The organism is Micromonospora sp. C81, from assembly GCF_018070425.1.
Lineage (GTDB): Bacteria > Actinomycetota > Actinomycetes > Mycobacteriales > Micromonosporaceae > Micromonospora > Micromonospora zamorensis.
Map to the genome: position 1 here is coordinate 1 of NZ_JAGPXS010000037.1, position 17,575 is coordinate 17,575.

General features: G+C 72.4%; 13 protein-coding genes. 8 read left to right on the top strand and 5 right to left on the bottom strand.

Annotation, left to right across the window (positions count from 1 at the left end; translation table 11 throughout):
* Positions 1-274 precede the first annotated feature (274 nt).
* Positions 275-1,189 carry an LLM class flavin-dependent oxidoreductase gene (locus KBX46_RS32010; protein ID WP_210795811.1) on the top strand — a complete coding sequence of 305 codons (915 nt, stop codon included), beginning with the start codon at positions 275-277 and terminating at the stop codon, positions 1,187-1,189.
* Positions 1,190-1,296: 107 nt separating this feature from the next.
* On the opposite strand, the gene KBX46_RS32015 is transcribed toward KBX46_RS32010, so the two are convergent.
* Entirely contained in the window at positions 1,297-2,538 is a 1,242-nt protein-coding gene (locus KBX46_RS32015) for a PHB depolymerase family esterase (protein ID WP_210795813.1), read from the bottom strand.
* Positions 2,539-2,756: 218 nt separating this feature from the next.
* On the opposite strand from KBX46_RS32015, the gene KBX46_RS32020 reads away from it, so the two are divergent.
* The 3 genes from KBX46_RS32020 to lipB all read left to right on the top strand — a co-directional run bounded on the left by KBX46_RS32020 (position 2,757) and on the right by lipB (position 6,665).
* Positions 2,757-4,589 (top strand): DUF2079 domain-containing protein, encoded by a 1,833-nt coding sequence (locus KBX46_RS32020; protein ID WP_210795814.1) that lies wholly within the window; start codon positions 2,757-2,759, stop codon positions 4,587-4,589.
* A gap of 57 nt (positions 4,590-4,646) precedes the next feature.
* Positions 4,647-5,888, top strand: a complete 1,242-nt coding sequence (locus KBX46_RS32025) for a hypothetical protein (RefSeq protein ID WP_210795816.1) — start codon at positions 4,647-4,649, stop codon at positions 5,886-5,888.
* A gap of 135 nt (positions 5,889-6,023) precedes the next feature.
* Positions 6,024-6,665, top strand: coding sequence for a lipoyl(octanoyl) transferase LipB (gene lipB / locus KBX46_RS32030; protein WP_088949487.1), 642 nt, complete (start codon positions 6,024-6,026; stop codon positions 6,663-6,665).
* A gap of 21 nt (positions 6,666-6,686) precedes the next feature.
* On the opposite strand, the gene aspS is transcribed toward lipB, so the two are convergent.
* Positions 6,687-7,973 carry an aspartate--tRNA(Asn) ligase gene (gene aspS, locus KBX46_RS32035; RefSeq protein WP_210795818.1) on the bottom strand — a complete coding sequence of 429 codons (1,287 nt, stop codon included), beginning with the start codon at positions 7,971-7,973 and terminating at the stop codon, positions 6,687-6,689.
* Positions 7,974-8,427: 454 nt separating this feature from the next.
* Between aspS and lipA the strand changes: the two genes are divergently transcribed.
* On the top strand, positions 8,428-9,423 hold the full coding sequence (gene lipA, locus KBX46_RS32040; protein ID WP_210795820.1) for a lipoyl synthase: 996 nt from the start codon (positions 8,428-8,430) through the stop codon (positions 9,421-9,423).
* Between the two features lie 53 nt (positions 9,424-9,476).
* Complete coding sequence (locus KBX46_RS32045) at positions 9,477-11,225, top strand: hypothetical protein (protein WP_210795823.1); 1,749 nt, start codon at positions 9,477-9,479, stop codon at positions 11,223-11,225.
* A gap of 39 nt (positions 11,226-11,264) precedes the next feature.
* Here KBX46_RS32045 and KBX46_RS32050 read toward each other — a convergent pair whose 3' ends face one another.
* Both KBX46_RS32050 and KBX46_RS32055 read right to left on the bottom strand, forming a co-directional pair.
* Complete coding sequence (locus KBX46_RS32050; RefSeq protein WP_308159760.1) at positions 11,265-14,162, bottom strand: AAA family ATPase; 2,898 nt, start codon at positions 14,160-14,162, stop codon at positions 11,265-11,267.
* Positions 14,163-14,287: 125 nt separating this feature from the next.
* The gene (locus KBX46_RS32055; protein WP_172862077.1) at positions 14,288-14,458 is read right to left on the bottom strand and encodes a hypothetical protein; all 171 of its coding nucleotides are present in this window, start codon (positions 14,456-14,458) and stop codon (positions 14,288-14,290) included.
* A gap of 207 nt (positions 14,459-14,665) precedes the next feature.
* Between KBX46_RS32055 and KBX46_RS32060 the strand changes: the two genes are divergently transcribed.
* A complete protein-coding gene (locus tag KBX46_RS32060) occupies positions 14,666-15,352 on the top strand; it encodes a DUF4191 domain-containing protein (protein WP_088949492.1) in 687 nt (228 codons plus the stop codon).
* Between the two features lie 69 nt (positions 15,353-15,421).
* Here KBX46_RS32060 and KBX46_RS32065 read toward each other — a convergent pair whose 3' ends face one another.
* Positions 15,422-15,820: an RDD family protein gene (locus KBX46_RS32065; RefSeq protein ID WP_088949493.1), complete on the bottom strand. Its 399-nt coding sequence runs from the start codon at positions 15,818-15,820 to the stop codon at positions 15,422-15,424.
* A 263-nt stretch (positions 15,821-16,083) separates the two neighbouring features.
* Here KBX46_RS32065 and glnA point away from each other — a divergent pair, with 263 nt between their 5' ends.
* On the top strand, positions 16,084-17,508 hold the full coding sequence (glnA, locus tag KBX46_RS32070; protein WP_088949494.1) for a type I glutamate--ammonia ligase: 1,425 nt from the start codon (positions 16,084-16,086) through the stop codon (positions 17,506-17,508).
* The last annotated feature ends 67 nt before the right edge of the window (positions 17,509-17,575 follow it).

Consider the following 17,575-nt stretch of genomic DNA (forward strand, 5'->3'; position numbering starts at 1 on the left):
AATGCGCCGACCCGCACCCCACAGATGCTCCAACACCTGCCGATGCCCGAACGTCAACACACCCGGCCTGGCCACCAACACCCCCAGCACAACCAAGATCAGTTGCACTGAACCTTAGAAACCACCCGGCGTGTCGTGGCAACAACTTCATGATCAGCAGGAGCCGGGGGCGCCGGGCGGAGCCTCGGCCCGCCTACCCCCGGGTGGTTCGGCCCTCGGCAGAATCGGCGGCCGGCAGGTCGCCGGTGGGCTGGCGTGGGCCGATGCTGGACCAATGGCGACCTTCTCCCTCCAGGCCACCCCGACCGACGCGGCGAGCTGGGCCGAGCTGGCCCGCCGGGCCGAGACCGCCGGCTTCGACGCCCTGCTCGCCGCCGACCACCCCGGCGACGTGACGTCACCGTTCGTGGCGCTGGCCGCCGCCGCCCCGGTCACCTCGACGATCGGGCTCGGTTCGTACGTGTCGAACCTCGGCGTACGGGAACCGATGCTTCTCGCTGCCGACGTGGCAACCCTCGACCTGATCTCCGGTGGTCGGGCCCGGCTCGGTGTCGGCGCCGGCCACACCCCGGCGGAGTGGCGCGCGGTGGGCCGGGAACGCCCCGACGTGGCCGGCCGGGTCCGCCGTTGCGTGGCCGTCGCCGAGGCAGTCCGCGCCCTGCTCGACGGCGCCTCGGTCACCGTCGACTCGGCCGAGCTGACGATGCGCGAGGCGGTGCTGCGCGAACCCCGGCCGGTGCAGGACCGGATCCCGCTGACGATGGGTACGGCGAACTCGACGCTGCTGCACTGGGCCGGCGCGCACGCCGACGTGGTCGGGCTGACGGGGTTCGGGCGTACCCTCGCTGACGGCCACCAGCACGAGGCGCGGTGGCGGGCCGACCAGATGGAGGCGCAGCTGGCCTGCGTGGCAGCCGGCGCGGCCGGCCGGACCGACCCGCCGGCGCTGGAGGCGCTGGTGCAGACGGTGGTGGTCACCGACGACGCGGAGGCTGCCGCCGCGGAGCAGGCCCGGCGCAACGGTATGACCGCCGCCGAACTGCTGGCCACCCCGTTCGTGCTGATCGGCACGGTGGACGAGATCGTCACAGCGGTCGCCGAGCACGAACAGCGCTGGGGGGTGACCCGGTTCGTGGTCCGCCGCGACGCGTTGGATCCGCTCACGCCGGTCCTGGCCCGGCTGGCCTGAGCCCGCGCCGACGGCCCGCGTCGGCCACCGTGTTGATCAAGAGGTTTGCGTCAGATTCCGGCCTCCGGATGACGCAAACCTCTTGATCAACAGGGCCTGGCGCGTGGTCAGCAGCCGATCACCCAGTAGTTGGGGGCGGTCTGCTTCAGAGCGCTGGTGTAGAAGGTGTTGTAGAGGCCCATCCGCTGGTTGGAGCCGTTCGCGTAGGCGTAGCCACCGGACTGGTACGCCCGACCGGCCACCACGTGCGCGTAGTTGCTGGCGGTCACGCAGGTCGCCGGCGTGGTCGGGGTCGGCGTCGGAGTCGGGGTCGGCGTGGCCGTGGGGGTGGGGGTCGGCGTGGCCGTCGGGGTGGGGGTCGGGTTGGTGCCGCCGCCGTTCAGGCCGAAGAAGAGCGCGTCACGGTACGTCGAGCAGATGGTGTCCAGGAAGTACGCGCCGGCGGTGCCACACTGCTCGGCTGCGGAACCCGGGTCGACCGGAGTGCCGTGGCCCATCCCGGAGACCCGGTAGAGGCGTACGTCGTCGTTGCCGTACACCTCCAGGCTGGTGTTGCCGGGCAGCGACGAGGTGCTGCTCGGGGTCTGCGAGACCCCCCGCACGTTGGTCCACTGGTCGCGGGACTCGGTGCCGTTGAGCGGGGTGACGGTGGTGTCCGAGGTGCCGTGCCAGATGGCCACCCGGGGCCGCGGGCCGGTGTAGCCGGAGTACGCGCCACGGACCAGGTCGCCCCAGGCGGCCGGGGTCTTGTCCGCGCCCGGGTTCATGCAGCTGAACGCGTTGACCATGCTGGTCGCGCAGCGGTAGGGAATCCCGGCGATGATCGATCCGGCGGCGAAGATGTCCGGGTAGGTGGCGAGCATGACAGCGCTCATCGCCCCGCCCGCGGAGAGGCCGCTGACGAAGACCCGGGAGCCGTTCACCCCGAAGTTCGCCTTGGCGTGGTCGACCATCTGCTTGATCGACAGCGCCTCACCCTGACCGCGGGTCGTGTCGCCCGACTCGAAGAAGTTGAAGCAGGAGTTGGCGTTGTTGCCGGACGGCTGCTGGGCGACGATCAGCGAGAACTTCCACTGGTCGGCGTACTTCTGCCAACCGGAGTTGGCGAAGTAGCCGGATGCGTTCTGGGTGCACCCGTGCAGGAGGACGACCGCCGGGGAGTTGGCCGGCAGGTTGTCCGGCCGGTAGGCGTACATGGCGAGGTTGCCCGGGTTGGAGCCGAACCCGCTGACCTGGGTGAGGGTGGCTGCCTGGGCGGGGGCGGCGATGGCGACCGCTCCGGCCAGGGCAAGGGCGAGCCCGGCGAGCCCGCCGATCAGGCGGGTGATGGTGGACGAGGAGCGGCGCACGGCGGCCTCCAGAGGGGGCGGACTGTGAACTGGGTCACGGTCGAATTGCCGTGACGTTACGACGATGTGTCGCCGCGATGACATAGGGCACGCTCACACATTCACGACGGACACTGTGTACGCCAGACCGTCGACGTGGCGGGCCGAATCCGTCCCCAACGGTCCTGTCCTTGCAGGTCTGACCGGCCCGTCCAGGTCCGGTTGGTAACGTCCGCTGCGTGCCGTCCTCCCCGTCGCTGGCCACCGGGCCCGCACCAGCGTCACCGCCGCGCGTCGTCCGGGACCGCCGGGCCGACCTGATCGTCGTGCTGGTGGCGCTCGCGCTCGCCGTCTGGGTGACCAGTGGGCTGTGGCGGGACCCGAACACCCGGACCATCACCGTCAACTCCAGCGACCAGGCGCTCTTCGAGTGGCTGCTGGCCTTCGGCGGGCACGCGGTCACGCACGGGGACAACCCGCTCTTCACGTACCTGATCAACGTCCCGGACGGCGTGAACCTCGCGGTCAACACCTCGATCACGGTGTACGCGGTGGTTTTCGCCCCCCTCACGTACCTGATCGGGCCACCGGCGACGTTCCTGGTGATCCTCACCCTGAACCTGCTCGCCACCGCGCTGGTCTGGTACTGGTTGCTCTCCCGGCACCTGGTCCGCAGCCAGCTGGCCGCCGGGATCGGTGCCCTGTTCATCGCCTACTCCCCCGGCATGGTCTCGCACGCCAACGCGCACCTGAACTGGACCGCCGGCTGGCTGGTGCCGTTGCTGATCTGGCGGCTGTTCGCGCTGCGCCGAGCCGGGCACTGGCTCCGCGACGGGGTGATCCTCGGCGTGCTGGTCGCGGTGGCCTTCTCGATCGCCGCCGAGGGGCTGTTCTTCACCGCGCTGGCGCTCGGGGTGTTCGTCGCCGTCTGGGCGCTGCACCCGGCGAACCGGGCCGAGGCGCGCGCCGCGCTGCCCAATTTCCTGCGAGGGCTCGGGGTGACCGCCGTGGTCGCCGGCGTGCTGCTGTCGTACCCGCTGTGGCTGCACTTCGCCGGGCCGCAACGGTTCCACGGCACCGGCTTCGACCCGGTGATCCACTCCGAGGACATCGCGGCGTTCGCCGCCTTCCCGCGCCGCTCGCTGGCCGGTGAGGCAGGGCTGGGCACCTCGCTGGCACCGAACCCGACCGAGGAGAACTCCTTCTTCGGCATCCCGCTGCTGGTGCTCACGGTGATCTGCTTCGTCGCGCTCTGGCGGTGGGCCGACGCCGGCCGCCGGGCCACCCTCTGGGCACTGGGCGTCGTCGCGCTGATCTTCTCGGTGCTGTCCTTCGGCCCGGTCGCCAAGGTCGACGGGCGACGCACCGACCTCCCCATGCCGTTCGACCTGCTCGGGCAACTGCCGGTGGTGAACGCCGCGCTGCCCGCCCGGCTGGCGCTGGTGGTCGCGCCGGTGATCGGCTTACTGCTGGCGTACGCCGTCGACCAGTTGCGCGCCGCGCCACCCCGGTACCGCCCCACGGAGCTGGCCTGGGTGCTCGGGTTCGCGGCGGCCCTGGTGCCGCTGCTGCCCACCCCGCTGCTGACCGACGAGCGGGAACCGATCCCGCGGTTCATCACCTCCGGCACCTGGCGCCAGTACGTCTCACCGGACGGCGTGCTCACGCCGGTGCCGCTGACCGTGGACATCTACCCCGACGGCCAGCGCTGGCAGGCGTACGCGTTGTCGCACCGGCAGGGCGAGTTCGAGATCCCGGGCGGGTTCTTCCTCGGCCCGGGCGGGCCGGACGGGCGCGGCCGGATCGGCCCGGTGCCGCGCACTCTGAGCGCGTTGATGGACCAGGCCGGCCGTACCGGGCTGGTGCCGATCGTGACCGACGGGACCATCCGGGAGGTCCAGTCGGACCTGCGGCACTGGCGGATCGAGACGGTGGTGCTCGCCGACCAGGTGCACGGCGCGAAGTTCGAGGTCGACGAGGAGGCGCTGCTGCGTACCGGCACCGCCCTGTTCGGCGAGCCGCAGCGGGTCGACGACGTATGGCTCTGGCGCATCCCGCCCGCCGACCGGTAGACCACGACGCGGCCAGCCGGGGCATCACGACCGGCCGTCATCGCGTCTAATGGGCCGATGGGATTGACCGGCGGGCGACTGCGGCGTGCTGCCGTGATCGCGCTCGTGCTGGGGCTCGTCGCGCTCAACACATCAGCCGCAACGGCCGCCGGGAGCGCGGCCGGGGTGGTGCCGACCCGGGTGCACGATCCCTGGCTGTGGCAGGCCACCGTGGGGCAACGCCCGGCCGGTCCGGCCGCGCTGCTGTTCTTCACCGACCGCACCCGCTATTTCGAGTCGACAGGTGTGCTGGTCGACCGGGACGGCGCGTACCGGCTGATCCCGATCCGCATCGGCGAGGGGCACGGACTGCTCTCCCCGGATGGACGGCACTACCTGCGGCCGGATTCCGGCGAGCTGCTGGACCTCACCACCGGACGGCAGCGCCGCACGATGAGCACCGGCGTCTACCCGATGGCCTGGTCTTCGGACGGGCGGCAGGTGCTGGGCACCCGCAGCAACGATGACAGTGTGATCAGTTACGGACCGGACAACCAGCAGCTCAACGATCCGGAGAAGCCCGACGACCTGCTCGTCGTCGACCCGTTCCGGGGCACCGAGCGGACGCTCGACGTGGGCACTTTCGCCGCGCACGCTGCAGCGGCCTGGTCACGCGGCGGCGACCTGGTGGCGGTCACCGGCTCGCCGGACGTGCCAGCCCAGCTCGCCGAGCGCCAGCAACTGGTGGTCGTGGACCCGGCCGGCGGCGGCACTCGTTGGCAGGTCGACCTCGGCGACCGGCGGATACTGGCCGGCCCCGCCGCCTGGCATCCCGACGGCCGGCGGCTCGCGCTGCTCGCCTTCGACGGCTGCGCCGGGCCCAGGTGCACGTCCGAGCAGGCGGCGGCGCGCACCTGGCGGATCGAGTTCCTGGACACTGCCACCGGCCAAGCCGTCGGCCAGGCCATGCCGGCCGGCACCTCGGTCAGCGGGATCATCGGCTGGCGCGGAGACGACCCGATCCTGCGGTATGTCAGCGAAACGGAGGCGGACACAGACCGGCAAGCCTTTCTCGCCGCGCTGTCGCCCGACGGCGGTCGCGAGGTGCTGGTGACCACGCCGGTCGGGTCGACCGACCTGATGGTGCCGGCCGACCTGCTGACCCGGGCCGCGTTCGGTGGGCCAGAGCCCCGGCCGTCACCGTTCGCCGCCCCGCTCTGGGTCTACCTGACGCTGGGCGTGCCGACGCTGCTCGCGATCGCTCTCGTCGGTCGGAGTGTTCGTCGCCGCCGCGCCGCGACCGGCGCGGCGGCGACGTGACACCGAGCGAGCAGGCCGGGCCGGGCGAGCGCGGTCACCAGACGGGCCGCGGACCAGCTCCGGCAGCAGGCGTGATCATCGCTGGTGAGGCGGCTCACCAGGGATGATCGCCGTCAGCGGGACTAGGCTGGAACCGTGACAACGACGACCCCCGGCCTCACCGCCGTCCGCGGCGGCCTGCTCGACTATCAGGCCGCCTGGGACGAGCAGCGACGCCTGCACGAGTCGGTGGTGGCTGGCGAGCGCGGCGACACCGTGCTGCTGCTGGAGCACCCGAGCGTCTACACCGCGGGCAAGCGCACCGAGCCGTGGGACCGGCCCATGGACGGCACTCCGGTCGTCGACGTGGACCGCGGTGGCAAGATCACCTGGCATGGGCCGGGGCAGCTCGTCGGTTACCCGATCCTGCGCCTGCCCGACCCGGTGGACGTGGTCGCCTACGTGCGCCGGACCGAAGAGCTGCTCATCGACGTGTGCGCCGAGTTCGGGCTGACCGCCGGTCGGGTCGAGGGGCGCAGCGGGGTCTGGGTGCCCGAGGACGACCGGGGGCCGGCCCGCAAGGTGGCGGCCATCGGCATCCGGGTGGCCCGGGGCGTCACCCTGCACGGCTTCTCGATCAACTGTGACTGCGACCTGACGTACTTCGACCGGATCGTGCCGTGCGGCATCCGCGACGCCGGCGTCACCTCGCTCACCGCCGAGCTGGGCCGCCCGATCAGCGTCGCCGACGTGCTGCCGGTGGTCGAGCGCCGACTGTCCACCCTGACCGAGGTCTGAGCAGACAGCCAGCGCACGGCCCTACGGGGTCAGGCGGTGCAGGTCACGCGGGAACGCGGTGACCTCCCGGATGTTGGCCGCGCCGACCAGCCGGGCCACGAACCGTTCCAGGCCGATGGCGAAGCCACCGTGCGGTGGCATGCCGTGCCGGAACGCGTCCAGATAGCCGGCGTACGGCTCGACCGGCTCACCCCGGGCCGCCAACGCCGCCAGGTAGTCGGTGTGCCGGTGCAGCCGCTGCCCGCCGGTGACCAGCTCCAGACCACGGAAGAGCAGGTCAAAACCGTTCGAGTACGCGGGCCGCTCCGGGTCGGGGTGGGTGTAGAACGGTCGCTTCGCCATCGGGTAGCCGGTGACGAAGAGGAAGTCGGAGCCGTGTTCGCGGCGGGCCCACTCGCCCAGCGCCCGTTCGTGGGCCGGCGCGAGGTCCGGCTCGTCGGCGGGCGCGCCGGCTATCGTCAGCGCCTCGGTGAAGTGCACCTCCGGGATCTCCGCGGGCACCTCCGGCGGCGTGACGCCGAGCGTCGCCAGGGCGCCACCGGCCCGCTCCCCCACCGTGCCCAGCATCCCGGCCACCGTGTCGCGCAGCACCCGCATCACGTCGTGGTGGTCGGCGACGAAGCCCAACTCCGCGTCGAGCGACGTGTACTGCGCGAGGTGCCGGACGGTGTCGTGCGGCTCGGCCCGGAAGACCGGCCCCACCTCGTAGACCCGTTCGAAGACGCCGACCATCAACTGCTTGTAGAACTGCGGCGACTGGGCCAGGTACGCGGGCCCACCGAACCAGTCCAGCGCGAACACGTTCGCCCCGCTCTCGGTGGAGGAGCTGACCACCTTCGGGGTGTGGATCTCCACGAAGTCCCGGGTGTCCAGGGCGGCCCGGAAGCCGGCCACCGCCGCCGCCGAGATCCGCAGCGCCGCCGACCGGGTGGGGTGCCGCAGCGCGGTGGGCGCGTTGTCGAGCTGGGTGGGCAGGCTCGCGGTCAGCGCCGGCCGGTAAAGGTCGAACGGTGGCGGCACGGCGGGCGGCCCCAGTGGACGTACCGTCGGGTGGGTCAGCTCGACCCCGGCGGGCGCCGTTTCGTTCGCGGTGACCGTCGCGGTGACCTCGACGACCGTCTCCTCGGGGAGTTTCTCCAGCTCGGCGCGGACGGTCGGGTCGGTGACGACCACCTGGGCGAGGCCGGTGGCGTCGCGCACGATCAGGAAGGCCACCGACTTGAGCAGGCGGCGGCGGTGCACCCAGCCGGCGATCCGCACTGTCGTGCCGATCCGGGTGGGCAGGTGGTGGGACAGGGTTCGTTGCATGGCGGGCTGCTCCTCGGTCGATCGCCACGCCTTCGCCGCCCTGGGGGAAGCGATGCGTCGCATCAGCCCCAGGGAGGTGTGGGCGAGCGGGAACCTCGCGGTGCCACCACACCTTCACCCCCGCCGAAGCGGGGGCCTCGTTCGTCGCCTGATGACCGGGGCCAGCCGGGCGGGCTCTACTGGGCACGGGTGACCCGCAACCGTTCTTCCCGCAGCTCGGGAGGGTCTTCGCACACCGGTGCCAGACCGCCTCTCAGCACCGGCGGCTCTCTGCACTGGCGGGTCGGCGCGCTACTCGGCTCCGTCGTCGCTGTTGGCGGTGACCGTAGCACCCGAATCCCTCTCGTGTGACGCACATTTTCGACACTCCGGTGTCCGGCGTCACAACGTTCGGGGCGTGACGCCGGTCGCCCGACGCACATAGACACCCGCCGTCCGGCGTAGGCTCGTTTTCGTGACGATCGAGCACTCCGCGCCGACGACCGGCCAGGCAGCGCGCACCGCAACGGCGGCCCCCGAGGGGCGGCGTCTGCTGCGGATCGAGGCGCGCAACGCCGAGACGCCGATCGAGCGCAAACCGCCATGGATCAAGGTCAAGGCCAAGATGGGTCCGGAGTACACCCAGCTGCGCGGGCTCGTCTCGCGCGAAGGGCTGCACACCGTCTGCCAGGAGGCCGGCTGCCCCAACATCTACGAGTGTTGGGAAGACCGGGAGGCCACCTTCCTCATCGGTGGCGACCAGTGCACCCGGCGCTGCGACTTCTGCCAGATCGACACCGGCAAGCCGGCCGAGTTCGACGCCGACGAGCCGCGTCGCGTCGCCGAGTCGGTGGTCTCGATGGGGCTGCGGTACGCCACCATCACCGGCGTCGCCCGCGACGACCTGCCCGACGGCGGCGCCTGGCTGTACGCCGAGACCGTCCGACAGATCCACGCCCTTCAGCCGGGTTGCGGCGTCGAGCTGCTGATCCCCGACTTCAACGCCGTTCCCGAGCAGCTCGCCGAGGTCTTCGGTTCCCGACCGGAGGTGCTGGCCCACAACGTGGAGACCGTGCCGCGCATCTTCAAGCGCATCCGGCCGGCGTTCCGCTACGACCGCTCGCTGGACGTGATCCGCCAGGCCCGCGCCGACGGCCTGGTCACCAAGAGCAACCTCATCCTGGGCATGGGCGAGGAGCGGGCCGAGGTTTCGCAGGCGCTGCGCGACCTGCACGAGGCCGGCTGCGAGCTGATCACCATCACCCAGTACCTGCGCCCCTCGTCCCGGCACCACCCGGTGACCCGCTGGGTCAAGCCGGAGGAGTTCGTGGAGCTGCGCGAGGAGGCCGAGGAGATCGGCTTCGCCGGGGTGATGAGCGGGCCGCTGGTGCGTTCGTCGTACCGGGCCGGCCGGCTCTACAAGCAGGCGCTCGACGCCCGCGCCGGAGTGGCCGTCACCACCGCCGGCTGATCCGCCGGCAGCGCCGCACGGGCCGTGCGGCGTCCGGATGCCATGATCGTGCGATGACCGCCGGCGTACGCGAACAGCCGCGCGACGCGGACTCCCCGCGCCTGCGGCCTGGCACGCGCTTGCGCCTGGTCGGCTGGCTCACCGCGGCGGCCGTGCTCGCCGGGGTGGGTTACCGGCTCTGGCTCCTGGTCAACGCGGCGCCGCCGACGAACAGCGACGAGGCCACCATGGGGTTGGCCGCGCTGCACATCGCCCGAGGCGAGGGTTTCCCGGTCTGGTTCTACGGCCAGCAGTACATGGGCACGCTGGAGGCGTACCTGGCCGCGCCTGTGTTCGCCCTGGCTGGCGGGCCGTCGCTGCTCGGCCTGCGGCTGCCCACCCTGGCGCTGTACCTGCTGTTCCTGGTGCTGTCCTGGCGGCTGACGCTGCGGCTGACCGGGGACCGGTGGTTCGGGCTCCTGGTGGTGGCGTTGCTGGCGCTCGGCTCGGACCGGGTGGTCAAGAACCAGCTGATCGCCGGTGGCGGCTACCCCGAGATGAACGCCGCCGGGGTGGCGCTGGCCATCCTCGCCGTGGATCTGGCCGCCGGCCGAGCGGGATGGCGGCTGGCGCGGTGGGCCTCGTGGGGGTTCCTGGCCGGCCTGATGCTCTGGGTCGACCCGCTCGTGCTGCCGTACGTGGTGACGACCGGGGCGGTGCTCGTCGGGTTCTGCCGCCGGGAGCTGTGGGGTGCCGCCGGGGCGCTGCTCGGGGCGGCCGCCGTGCTGGGGGCGGCCCCGCTGCTGCTGCACAGCCTGCTGAACGGGCGGAACCCGCTGCACGCGGTGCTCGCCGCCAGCGGCGCGAACGCCACCGCCGGCTGGGCGGACCGGCTGCACGGCGGCCTGCTGCTCGGCCCGTCGCTGGGCATGGGCTTCTGCGCTCCGGGGCGGTGCGACACCTGGCAACTCTGGTGGGCGCTCGCCCTGCCGCTGCTGCTGGCCCTCGGTGCCGCCACCGCTTGGCGGGCACTACGCCGACCGCCCACCGAAGCCGGCCCCACCTCGCCAGCCGATGCCGCCTCGCCGGCGGACCTTGCGTCGCCAGCCGGTCCTGCCCTGCCAGCCGGTCCTGCCTCGCTGGTCGATCCCGCTGATGCTGGTGACCCGGTGCTCGTTGCACCCCGGGTGGCGGCGGCGATCCGGCTGGCGCTCGTGCTGGCCGCCCTGGTCACCCTCGGGGCGTACACCGTGAGCAGTTCCGCCGGCCTCACCCCGGTGGAGAGTTCCCGCTACCTGTCCTGCCTGCTCATCTCCCTGCCGGCGCTGCTCTGGCCGGTGTGGACGGTGGCCCGGCGCGGCCCGCGCCCGTCGGCAACCGGCCGGCCCGGCCTCGGGCGGACACTGGCCCGGCCGGTCGCCCTGGCGTTGCTCGCGGCCACGCTGGGCACCGCCGCCCAGGCCACCTGGCGGTCAGCGCAGACCGCGCCGGCCACCCGGGCCGCCGAGGCCCGGCACGCCGAGTTGGTCAGCACCCTGCGGCAGCTCGGCGTACGGCAGGTGCGCGCCGGCTACTGGACCTGCAACCGGCTCACCTTCGCCACCGCCGAGCAGGTGGTCTGCGCGGTCGTCGACGACGCGCTGCGTCCCGGGTTCGACCGCTACCCCGCGTACCGGCGGGAGGTGGACAGGGCGGCGGCGCCAGCCTGGGTCGCACCGGCCGGCTCACCGCTGGCGAACGCGCTCGACGAGCGGCAGCGCGCCAACCCGGGCGCCCTCGACCTGGTCACGATCGACGGCTGGCGGATCTACCTGCCGCGGTGACCTCGCCGGGTGAACGTCAGTGCGACAACAGGGTGCGCGTCAGTGCGACGCCGCCGGCTCGGTGAGCAGGCCGAGGCGGTGCGCCAGGGCGGCGGCCTCCACCCGGTTGGTCACGTCCAGCTTCGCGATGATCCGGGAAACGTGCACGCTGGCCGTCTTCGGGGAGATGAACAGCTGCTCGGCGATCCGGCTGTTGCTGTGCCCCTCGGCGACCAGTCGCAGCACCTCCCGCTCCCGCGCGGTGAGCAGGTCGGCGCCGGCACCGCCCTGGCCCGTGGTGCGCAGGCCGACCCGCCGCGCCAGGGTGGCAGCCGCCTCGACCAGCGGCACCGCACCCAGCCGTCGGCCGATCTCGGCGGCCTCGGTGACCGCCGCCGCCGTCTCGTCGCGCTCCCCGGCAGCGGCAGCCGCCTCGGCGACCGCCAGCAACGCGCGACCCAGCGGGTACGGCTGCCCGTCGACCCGCCACGCGTCGACCGCCTTCCGCCAGGCCGGCAGCGCCTGGTCGCCGACCGCGAGCAGGGCCGCGACCTGAGCGGCGTGTGCCCGCGCCGCCGGGTGCCGGACGGGCAGGTCGGCGGCGAGCGTCGCCACCGCGACCGACAGGTCCCGGTCGCCCACTCGGGCGGCGGTACGCGCGACGGCGCTGAGCACCGGCCAACCCTCGCGGGGCAGTTGCGGCAGGCTCTCGTCGGCCGCCGCGACCCGGGCCGCCCGGACCGCCTCCACCTTGTCGTCAGCGGCCAACGCCGCCTCGATCGCCAACTCGTGCAGGGGCAGCCGGTGGCTCGGCCACAGGTAGGGCCGGCCGAGGAAGGTGAGCGCCCGGTCGACCACTTCGTCGGCGGCCGGGTGGGCGCGGGCCAGCCGTAGCCCGGCACTCAGTTGGAGCCAGTGCAGGCCGGTGACGCCGGACAGGTCGATCCGCGCGGCCTCCGCGCACACCGCCTCGGCCTCGTCCCAGCGACCCAGCGCGATCAACGCCTCGGCCCGGTTGGACAACAGGTACGCCCCGGTGGAGCGACTGATCCCCACCCGACGCGCCTCGGCGACGCCGGCCTCGGCGGCCTGCGCGGACTCGGCGTAGCGGCCCAGCTCGCACAGCACGTCGGACTGGTACACCCGGGCGAGCACCAGCCCCGACGCGTCCCCGGACGCACGGACGACGGCCTCGGCCTGGCTCAGCTCGGCCAGCCCTCGCTCCAGGTCCCGCTCGCCGTGGCAGAGCAGGGCGATCCGCGCGTGCAGCAGGGCGACGTCCTCGCCGAACGCCTCGGCGTCAACGGCGGCCTCGGCGGCCACCCGGGCCGCCTGCTTGGGGTCGATCTTGACCAGGTGCGCGGCGATGTCGGCGAGCAGCCGGACCCGCTCCGCTCCCCGGGGGCCGCCAGCGGCCAGCCGGTACGCCTCATCCAGCTCCCGGCGACCGTCACTCTTGCCGAGCAGGGCCATCAGCCGACCCCGCTGGTTGAGCAGGCGGGCGGCGCGCAGCGGTGCGGCGTCGGCGTCCACCTCGGCCAGGCCGGCCCGGGTCAGCGTGATGGCCCGGCTGAAGTCGCCGGCCGTGACCGCCGCGGCCAGCGTCTGCTCCAGCAACGCCAGGTGGTCCATGCCGAGCAGGTCGGCGGCGTCGGGCACCAGCTCCCACAGCTCCAGCGCCCGCTCCAGCAGTCGGCGCTGCTCGGCGTACGCGTACCGGTCGCCGGCGGCGACCGCTGCGGCCCGTGCCGCGACGAGGGCACGCGGGTGGTCGTGCGCGGCGTACCAGTGGTGGGCGATCTCCGCCGGGGCCCGGCCGGCGGCGACCAGGTGCGGCTGGGCCTCGATGGCGGCGGCGAAGCGGGCGTGCAGCCGGGCATGTTCGCCGGGCAGCAACTCGTCGTGCACGGCCTCGCGGACCAGCGCGTGCCGGAACTCGTAGTCACCGTCGCGGTCGGCCACCACCAACTGGGCGGCGACGGCGACGCGTAGCGCGTCCTCCAGCTCGGCCTCGGGCAGCCCGGCGACCTCGGCGAGCAGGTCGTGGGCGAAGCGGGTGCCGCCGGCAGCCGCGATGCGCAGCACCCGCTGGGTCGGCTCGGGGAGCCGGTCCACCCGGGCCAGCAGCAGGTCGCGCAGCGTCTCGGGGAGCGCGGCGCAGCCGATCGGGTCACCGGCGACGGCCAGCTCCTCGATGAAGAAGGGGTTGCCCTGGGTGCGGCCGTGGACATCGTCGACGGCCCGGGCGGGTGGCTCGGCGCCGAGCAGGTCGGCGAGGATCGCGCCGGTGCCGTCGCGATCCAGTCGGCCCAACTCGACCCGCTCCACACCGCGGGCGCGGTCCAGTTCGGCGAGGAACGGGCGCAGCGGGTGCCCGCGCTGCAACTCGTCGGTGCGGTAGGTGCAGACCAGCAGCAGGCGACCCGGCCGGGCCGCCCGGACCAGGAAGCCGATCAGGTCCCGGGTGGAGCGGTCGGCCCAGTGCAGGTCTTCGATGAGCAGCACCAGCGGGCGGGCGTCGGCGAGTCGTTGGAACAGCTCGGCGACCAGGTCGAACAGGTAACCACGCGGGGCGTCACTGAGCGGGACGGGACGAGGGCCGGCCAGCGCCGCGGACGCTCGTCCCAGCTCCGGCAGCAGCGGGGCGAACTCCGCCTCGTAGCCGGCGAAGACCTCGGGGCCGTCGGCGCGCAGCACCGCGCGCAGCGCGGCGGCGAACGGAGCGAACGGCAGGCCCGCCTCGCCCAGCTCCAGGCACTGGCCGACCAGCACCCGCGCCCCGCCGCCGGTGGCCCAGCCCCCGAACTCCTCCAGCAGCCGGGTCTTGCCTACGCCGGCCTCGCCACCGACCAGCACTGTGGTCGGCTCCCCCACCCGGGCGCGACCCAGCGCGTCGCGCAGCGCCGCGATCTCACGATGGCGGCCGACGAGGACGGAACTGGCGGCACGAACGGTCACAGGTTCGAGCATGCCATGACGACCCTCGCCGACAGCCCCGCCGATCGGCCGGTGGCCGGGCGGCGGGGCGGCGTCGAGTCGGCCGGCCGGCACGGCGGGTGCCGTGGCCGCCGAGGCTGGCGCGGTCACCGGCGGGCGTCGCCGGTGCGGCTGGCGTGCCTGCGCCGACCCAGCCAATCGCGACCGGCCGGACGCGGCAGCGACCGGGCGAGCCGTTCCGCGGCCGCCTCGGCGCGCAGCTCGGCGGTGTGCGTACGGTGCAGGGAGAGCAGGAAGTCTGCGTCGTTGCCGAACATGTCGGGCTCCTTCGTGGCGTCGTCGTCTTCTGCTGACGACTCTTCGCTCGAAGGCCCCACCCGGGCATGGGCACACCGCCTCATCTTCCCGGCCGGCACCCTCCTTACCCGTCCGTTCCCGGGCGGTGAGGAGACGTAAGGTACTCAGCTGCCCCGGCACCCGGACGCGGATCAACGGGGCAGGCGGCGACCACTAGACTCTGCGGCATGGCAAAGCCCCAGGAGAAGGTCTCGTTCGGCCAGCGGCTGAAGCAGATCGGGATGGTGTTCAAGTTCACCGCCAAGCAGGACCGGTGGTTCGCGCCGTTGGTCGCCGCCGCGGTGCTCATCCCGCTCGCCCTCACCGTGGTCGCGGTCATCCTCTGGAGCTGGATCTGGCTGCCGATCGGCATCCTGTTCGTCCTGCTCGCGGTGCTGATCGTGCTCAACCTGCGGTCCAACAAGGCGATGATGAACGCCGCCGAGGGCCAGCCCGGCGCGGCGGCGCAGATCATGGAGAACATGCGCGGCGACTGGCGGGTGACCCCGGCGGTCAGCTCGACCACCCAGATGGACATGGTCCACCTGGTGATCGGCCGCCCGGGCGTGATCCTGCTGGCCGAGGGCAACCCGCAGCGGGTGCGCGGCCTGCTCGGGCAGGAGAAGCGGCGGCTGTCCAAGGTGATCGGCTCCGCTCCCCTGCACGACTACGTGATCGGGCAGGAGGAGGGCGAGCTGCCGATCCGCAAGCTGCGGACGACGCTGCTGCGCCTGCCCCGCGCGCTCTCCGGCAAGGACGTCAACTCGCTGGACAAGCGACTCAAGGCGCTGACTGCCCGGCCCCAGATGCCCAAGGGCGCGATCCCGAAGAACATGCGGCCGCCGGGCGCCTTCCGCCAGTCGCGGGGCCGCTGACCCCTCTGGCGTACACCTGAAAAGAGCCGGACCCGTGTGGGTCCGGCTCTTTCTCGTTGTTCGGCGGGCTCAGCCGCGCGGGGCGTCGACGATGACCGAGTCGGCGAGCCTGTCGTGCAGGCCGCGACGGTGCCCATCCATGATCAGCGCGGGGACGACGAGGGCCAGCAACAGGCCTCGGATCAGTCCTCGGAGCACCCCGATCCGGCCGCCGTCGTGCCAGTTCACGCAGCGGATCTTCGTGACGTACATGCCCGGGGTCTGGGCGAACAGGCCGAGGAAGATGCCGTACACCAGGACCAGCACCAGCACCGGCGCCCAGCCGTCGCGTACCGGGTCGGCGAAGATGTTGGACACCAGCAGGCAGAGCACCCAGTCGATGATCAGCGCCCCGAAGCGGCGTCCGAGCGTCGGCGGGGTGAAGGTGGGGTCGGTGGCCGGCGCTGCCGGGACGTGCGGATTGGTCACAGCGATCAAGGGTATCCGCGTCGCGACGAGGGCTCGCCGGGTGCCGCCACCGCTGTGTGCCGATTCAGGCCAAAGGCATCAGATGTCACTACACTGGCACAGTCGGTACGACGTTCGCGGCGGGCCGAAGGCGTGAACAGGGGCGCCGCTGACGCTCCGCGAGGGACGTAACACGGCAGAAACAACGGAGACACGGCCGGGCAACCCCCCGGCCATAGCGTCGCCAGAAGCCTAGCCACCCCGTGGACGTGCCAGGAGGATGTGTGTTCGCCAACCCCGAGGAACTGCTGCGATACCTCAAGAACGAGGACGTGAAGTTCGTCGACGTTCGTTTCTGTGACCTGCCCGGCGTGATGCAGCACTTCAACCTGCCGGTCGAGTCCGTCAACGACGATCTCTTCACCGACGGCCTCGCGTTCGACGGTTCGTCGATCCGCGGTTTCCAGGCGATCCACGAGTCGGACATGCTCCTGCTCCCGGATGTCGCCACCGCGTTCATCGACCCGTTCCGCGCGCAGAAGACTCTCGCGCTGAACTTCTTCATCCACGACCCGTTCACCCGCGAGGCCTACAGCCGCGACCCGCGCAACGTGGCGAAGAAGGCCGAGGCGTACCTGGCGGCGAGCGGCATCGCCGACACCGCCTACTTCGGCGCCGAGGCGGAGTTCTACATCTTCGACTCGATCCGCCACGAGACCTCGGCGCACCAGTCGTTCTACTACATCGACTCGATCGAGGGCGCCTGGAACACCGGCCGCGAAGAGCCGGGCGGCAACCGTGGTTACAAGACCGCCTACAAGGGCGGCTACTTCCCGGTGCCGCCGGTCGATCACTACGCCGACCTGCGTGACTCGATCGTGCGCCGCCTCGTCGACACCGGCTTCAACGTGGAGCGCTCGCACCACGAGGTGGGCACCGCCGGCCAGTCCGAGATCAACTACCGGTTCTCCACCCTGCTGCACGCCGGTGACCAGCTCCAGCTCTTCAAGTACATCGTGAAGAACGAGGCCTGGGCCAACGGCAAGACCGCGACGTTCATGCCCAAGCCGCTCTTCGGCGACAACGGCTCCGGCATGCACACCCACCAGAGCCTCTGGCTCAACGGTGAGCCGCTGTTCTACGACGAGACCGGCTACGCCGGCCTGTCCGACATGGCCCGCTGGTACATCGGTGGTCTGCTGCACCACGCGCCGTCGCTGCTCGCCTTCACCAACCCGACGATCAACTCGTACCGTCGTCTGGTGCCGGGCTTCGAGGCGCCGGTCAACCTGGTCTACTCGCAGCGCAACCGCTCGGCCTGCACCCGCATCCCGGTGACCGGCAGCAACCCGAAGGCCAAGCGCGTCGAGTTCCGCGTCCCGGACCCGTCGGCCAACGTCTACCTGGCCTTCTCGGCCATGATGATGGCCGGCCTCGACGGCATCAAGAGCAAGATTGAGCCGCCGACGCCGATCGACAAGGACCTCTACGACCTCCCGCCGGAGGAGTGGGGCGACGTCAAGCAGGTGCCGGGCTCGCTGTCGGCCGTGCTCGACTCGCTCGAGGCCGACCACGACTACCTGCTCGACGGCGGCGTCTTCACGCCCGACCTGATCTCCACCTGGGTCGACTGGAAGCGCGCCAACGAGGTCGACCCGGTGCGCCTGCGCCCGACCCCGCACGAGTTCGCCATGTACTACGACTGCTGAGCAGTCTGGGCACGACGACTGCTGAGCAGTCACCGCACCACCGGCCGGGCCGGCTCCGCGATCGCGG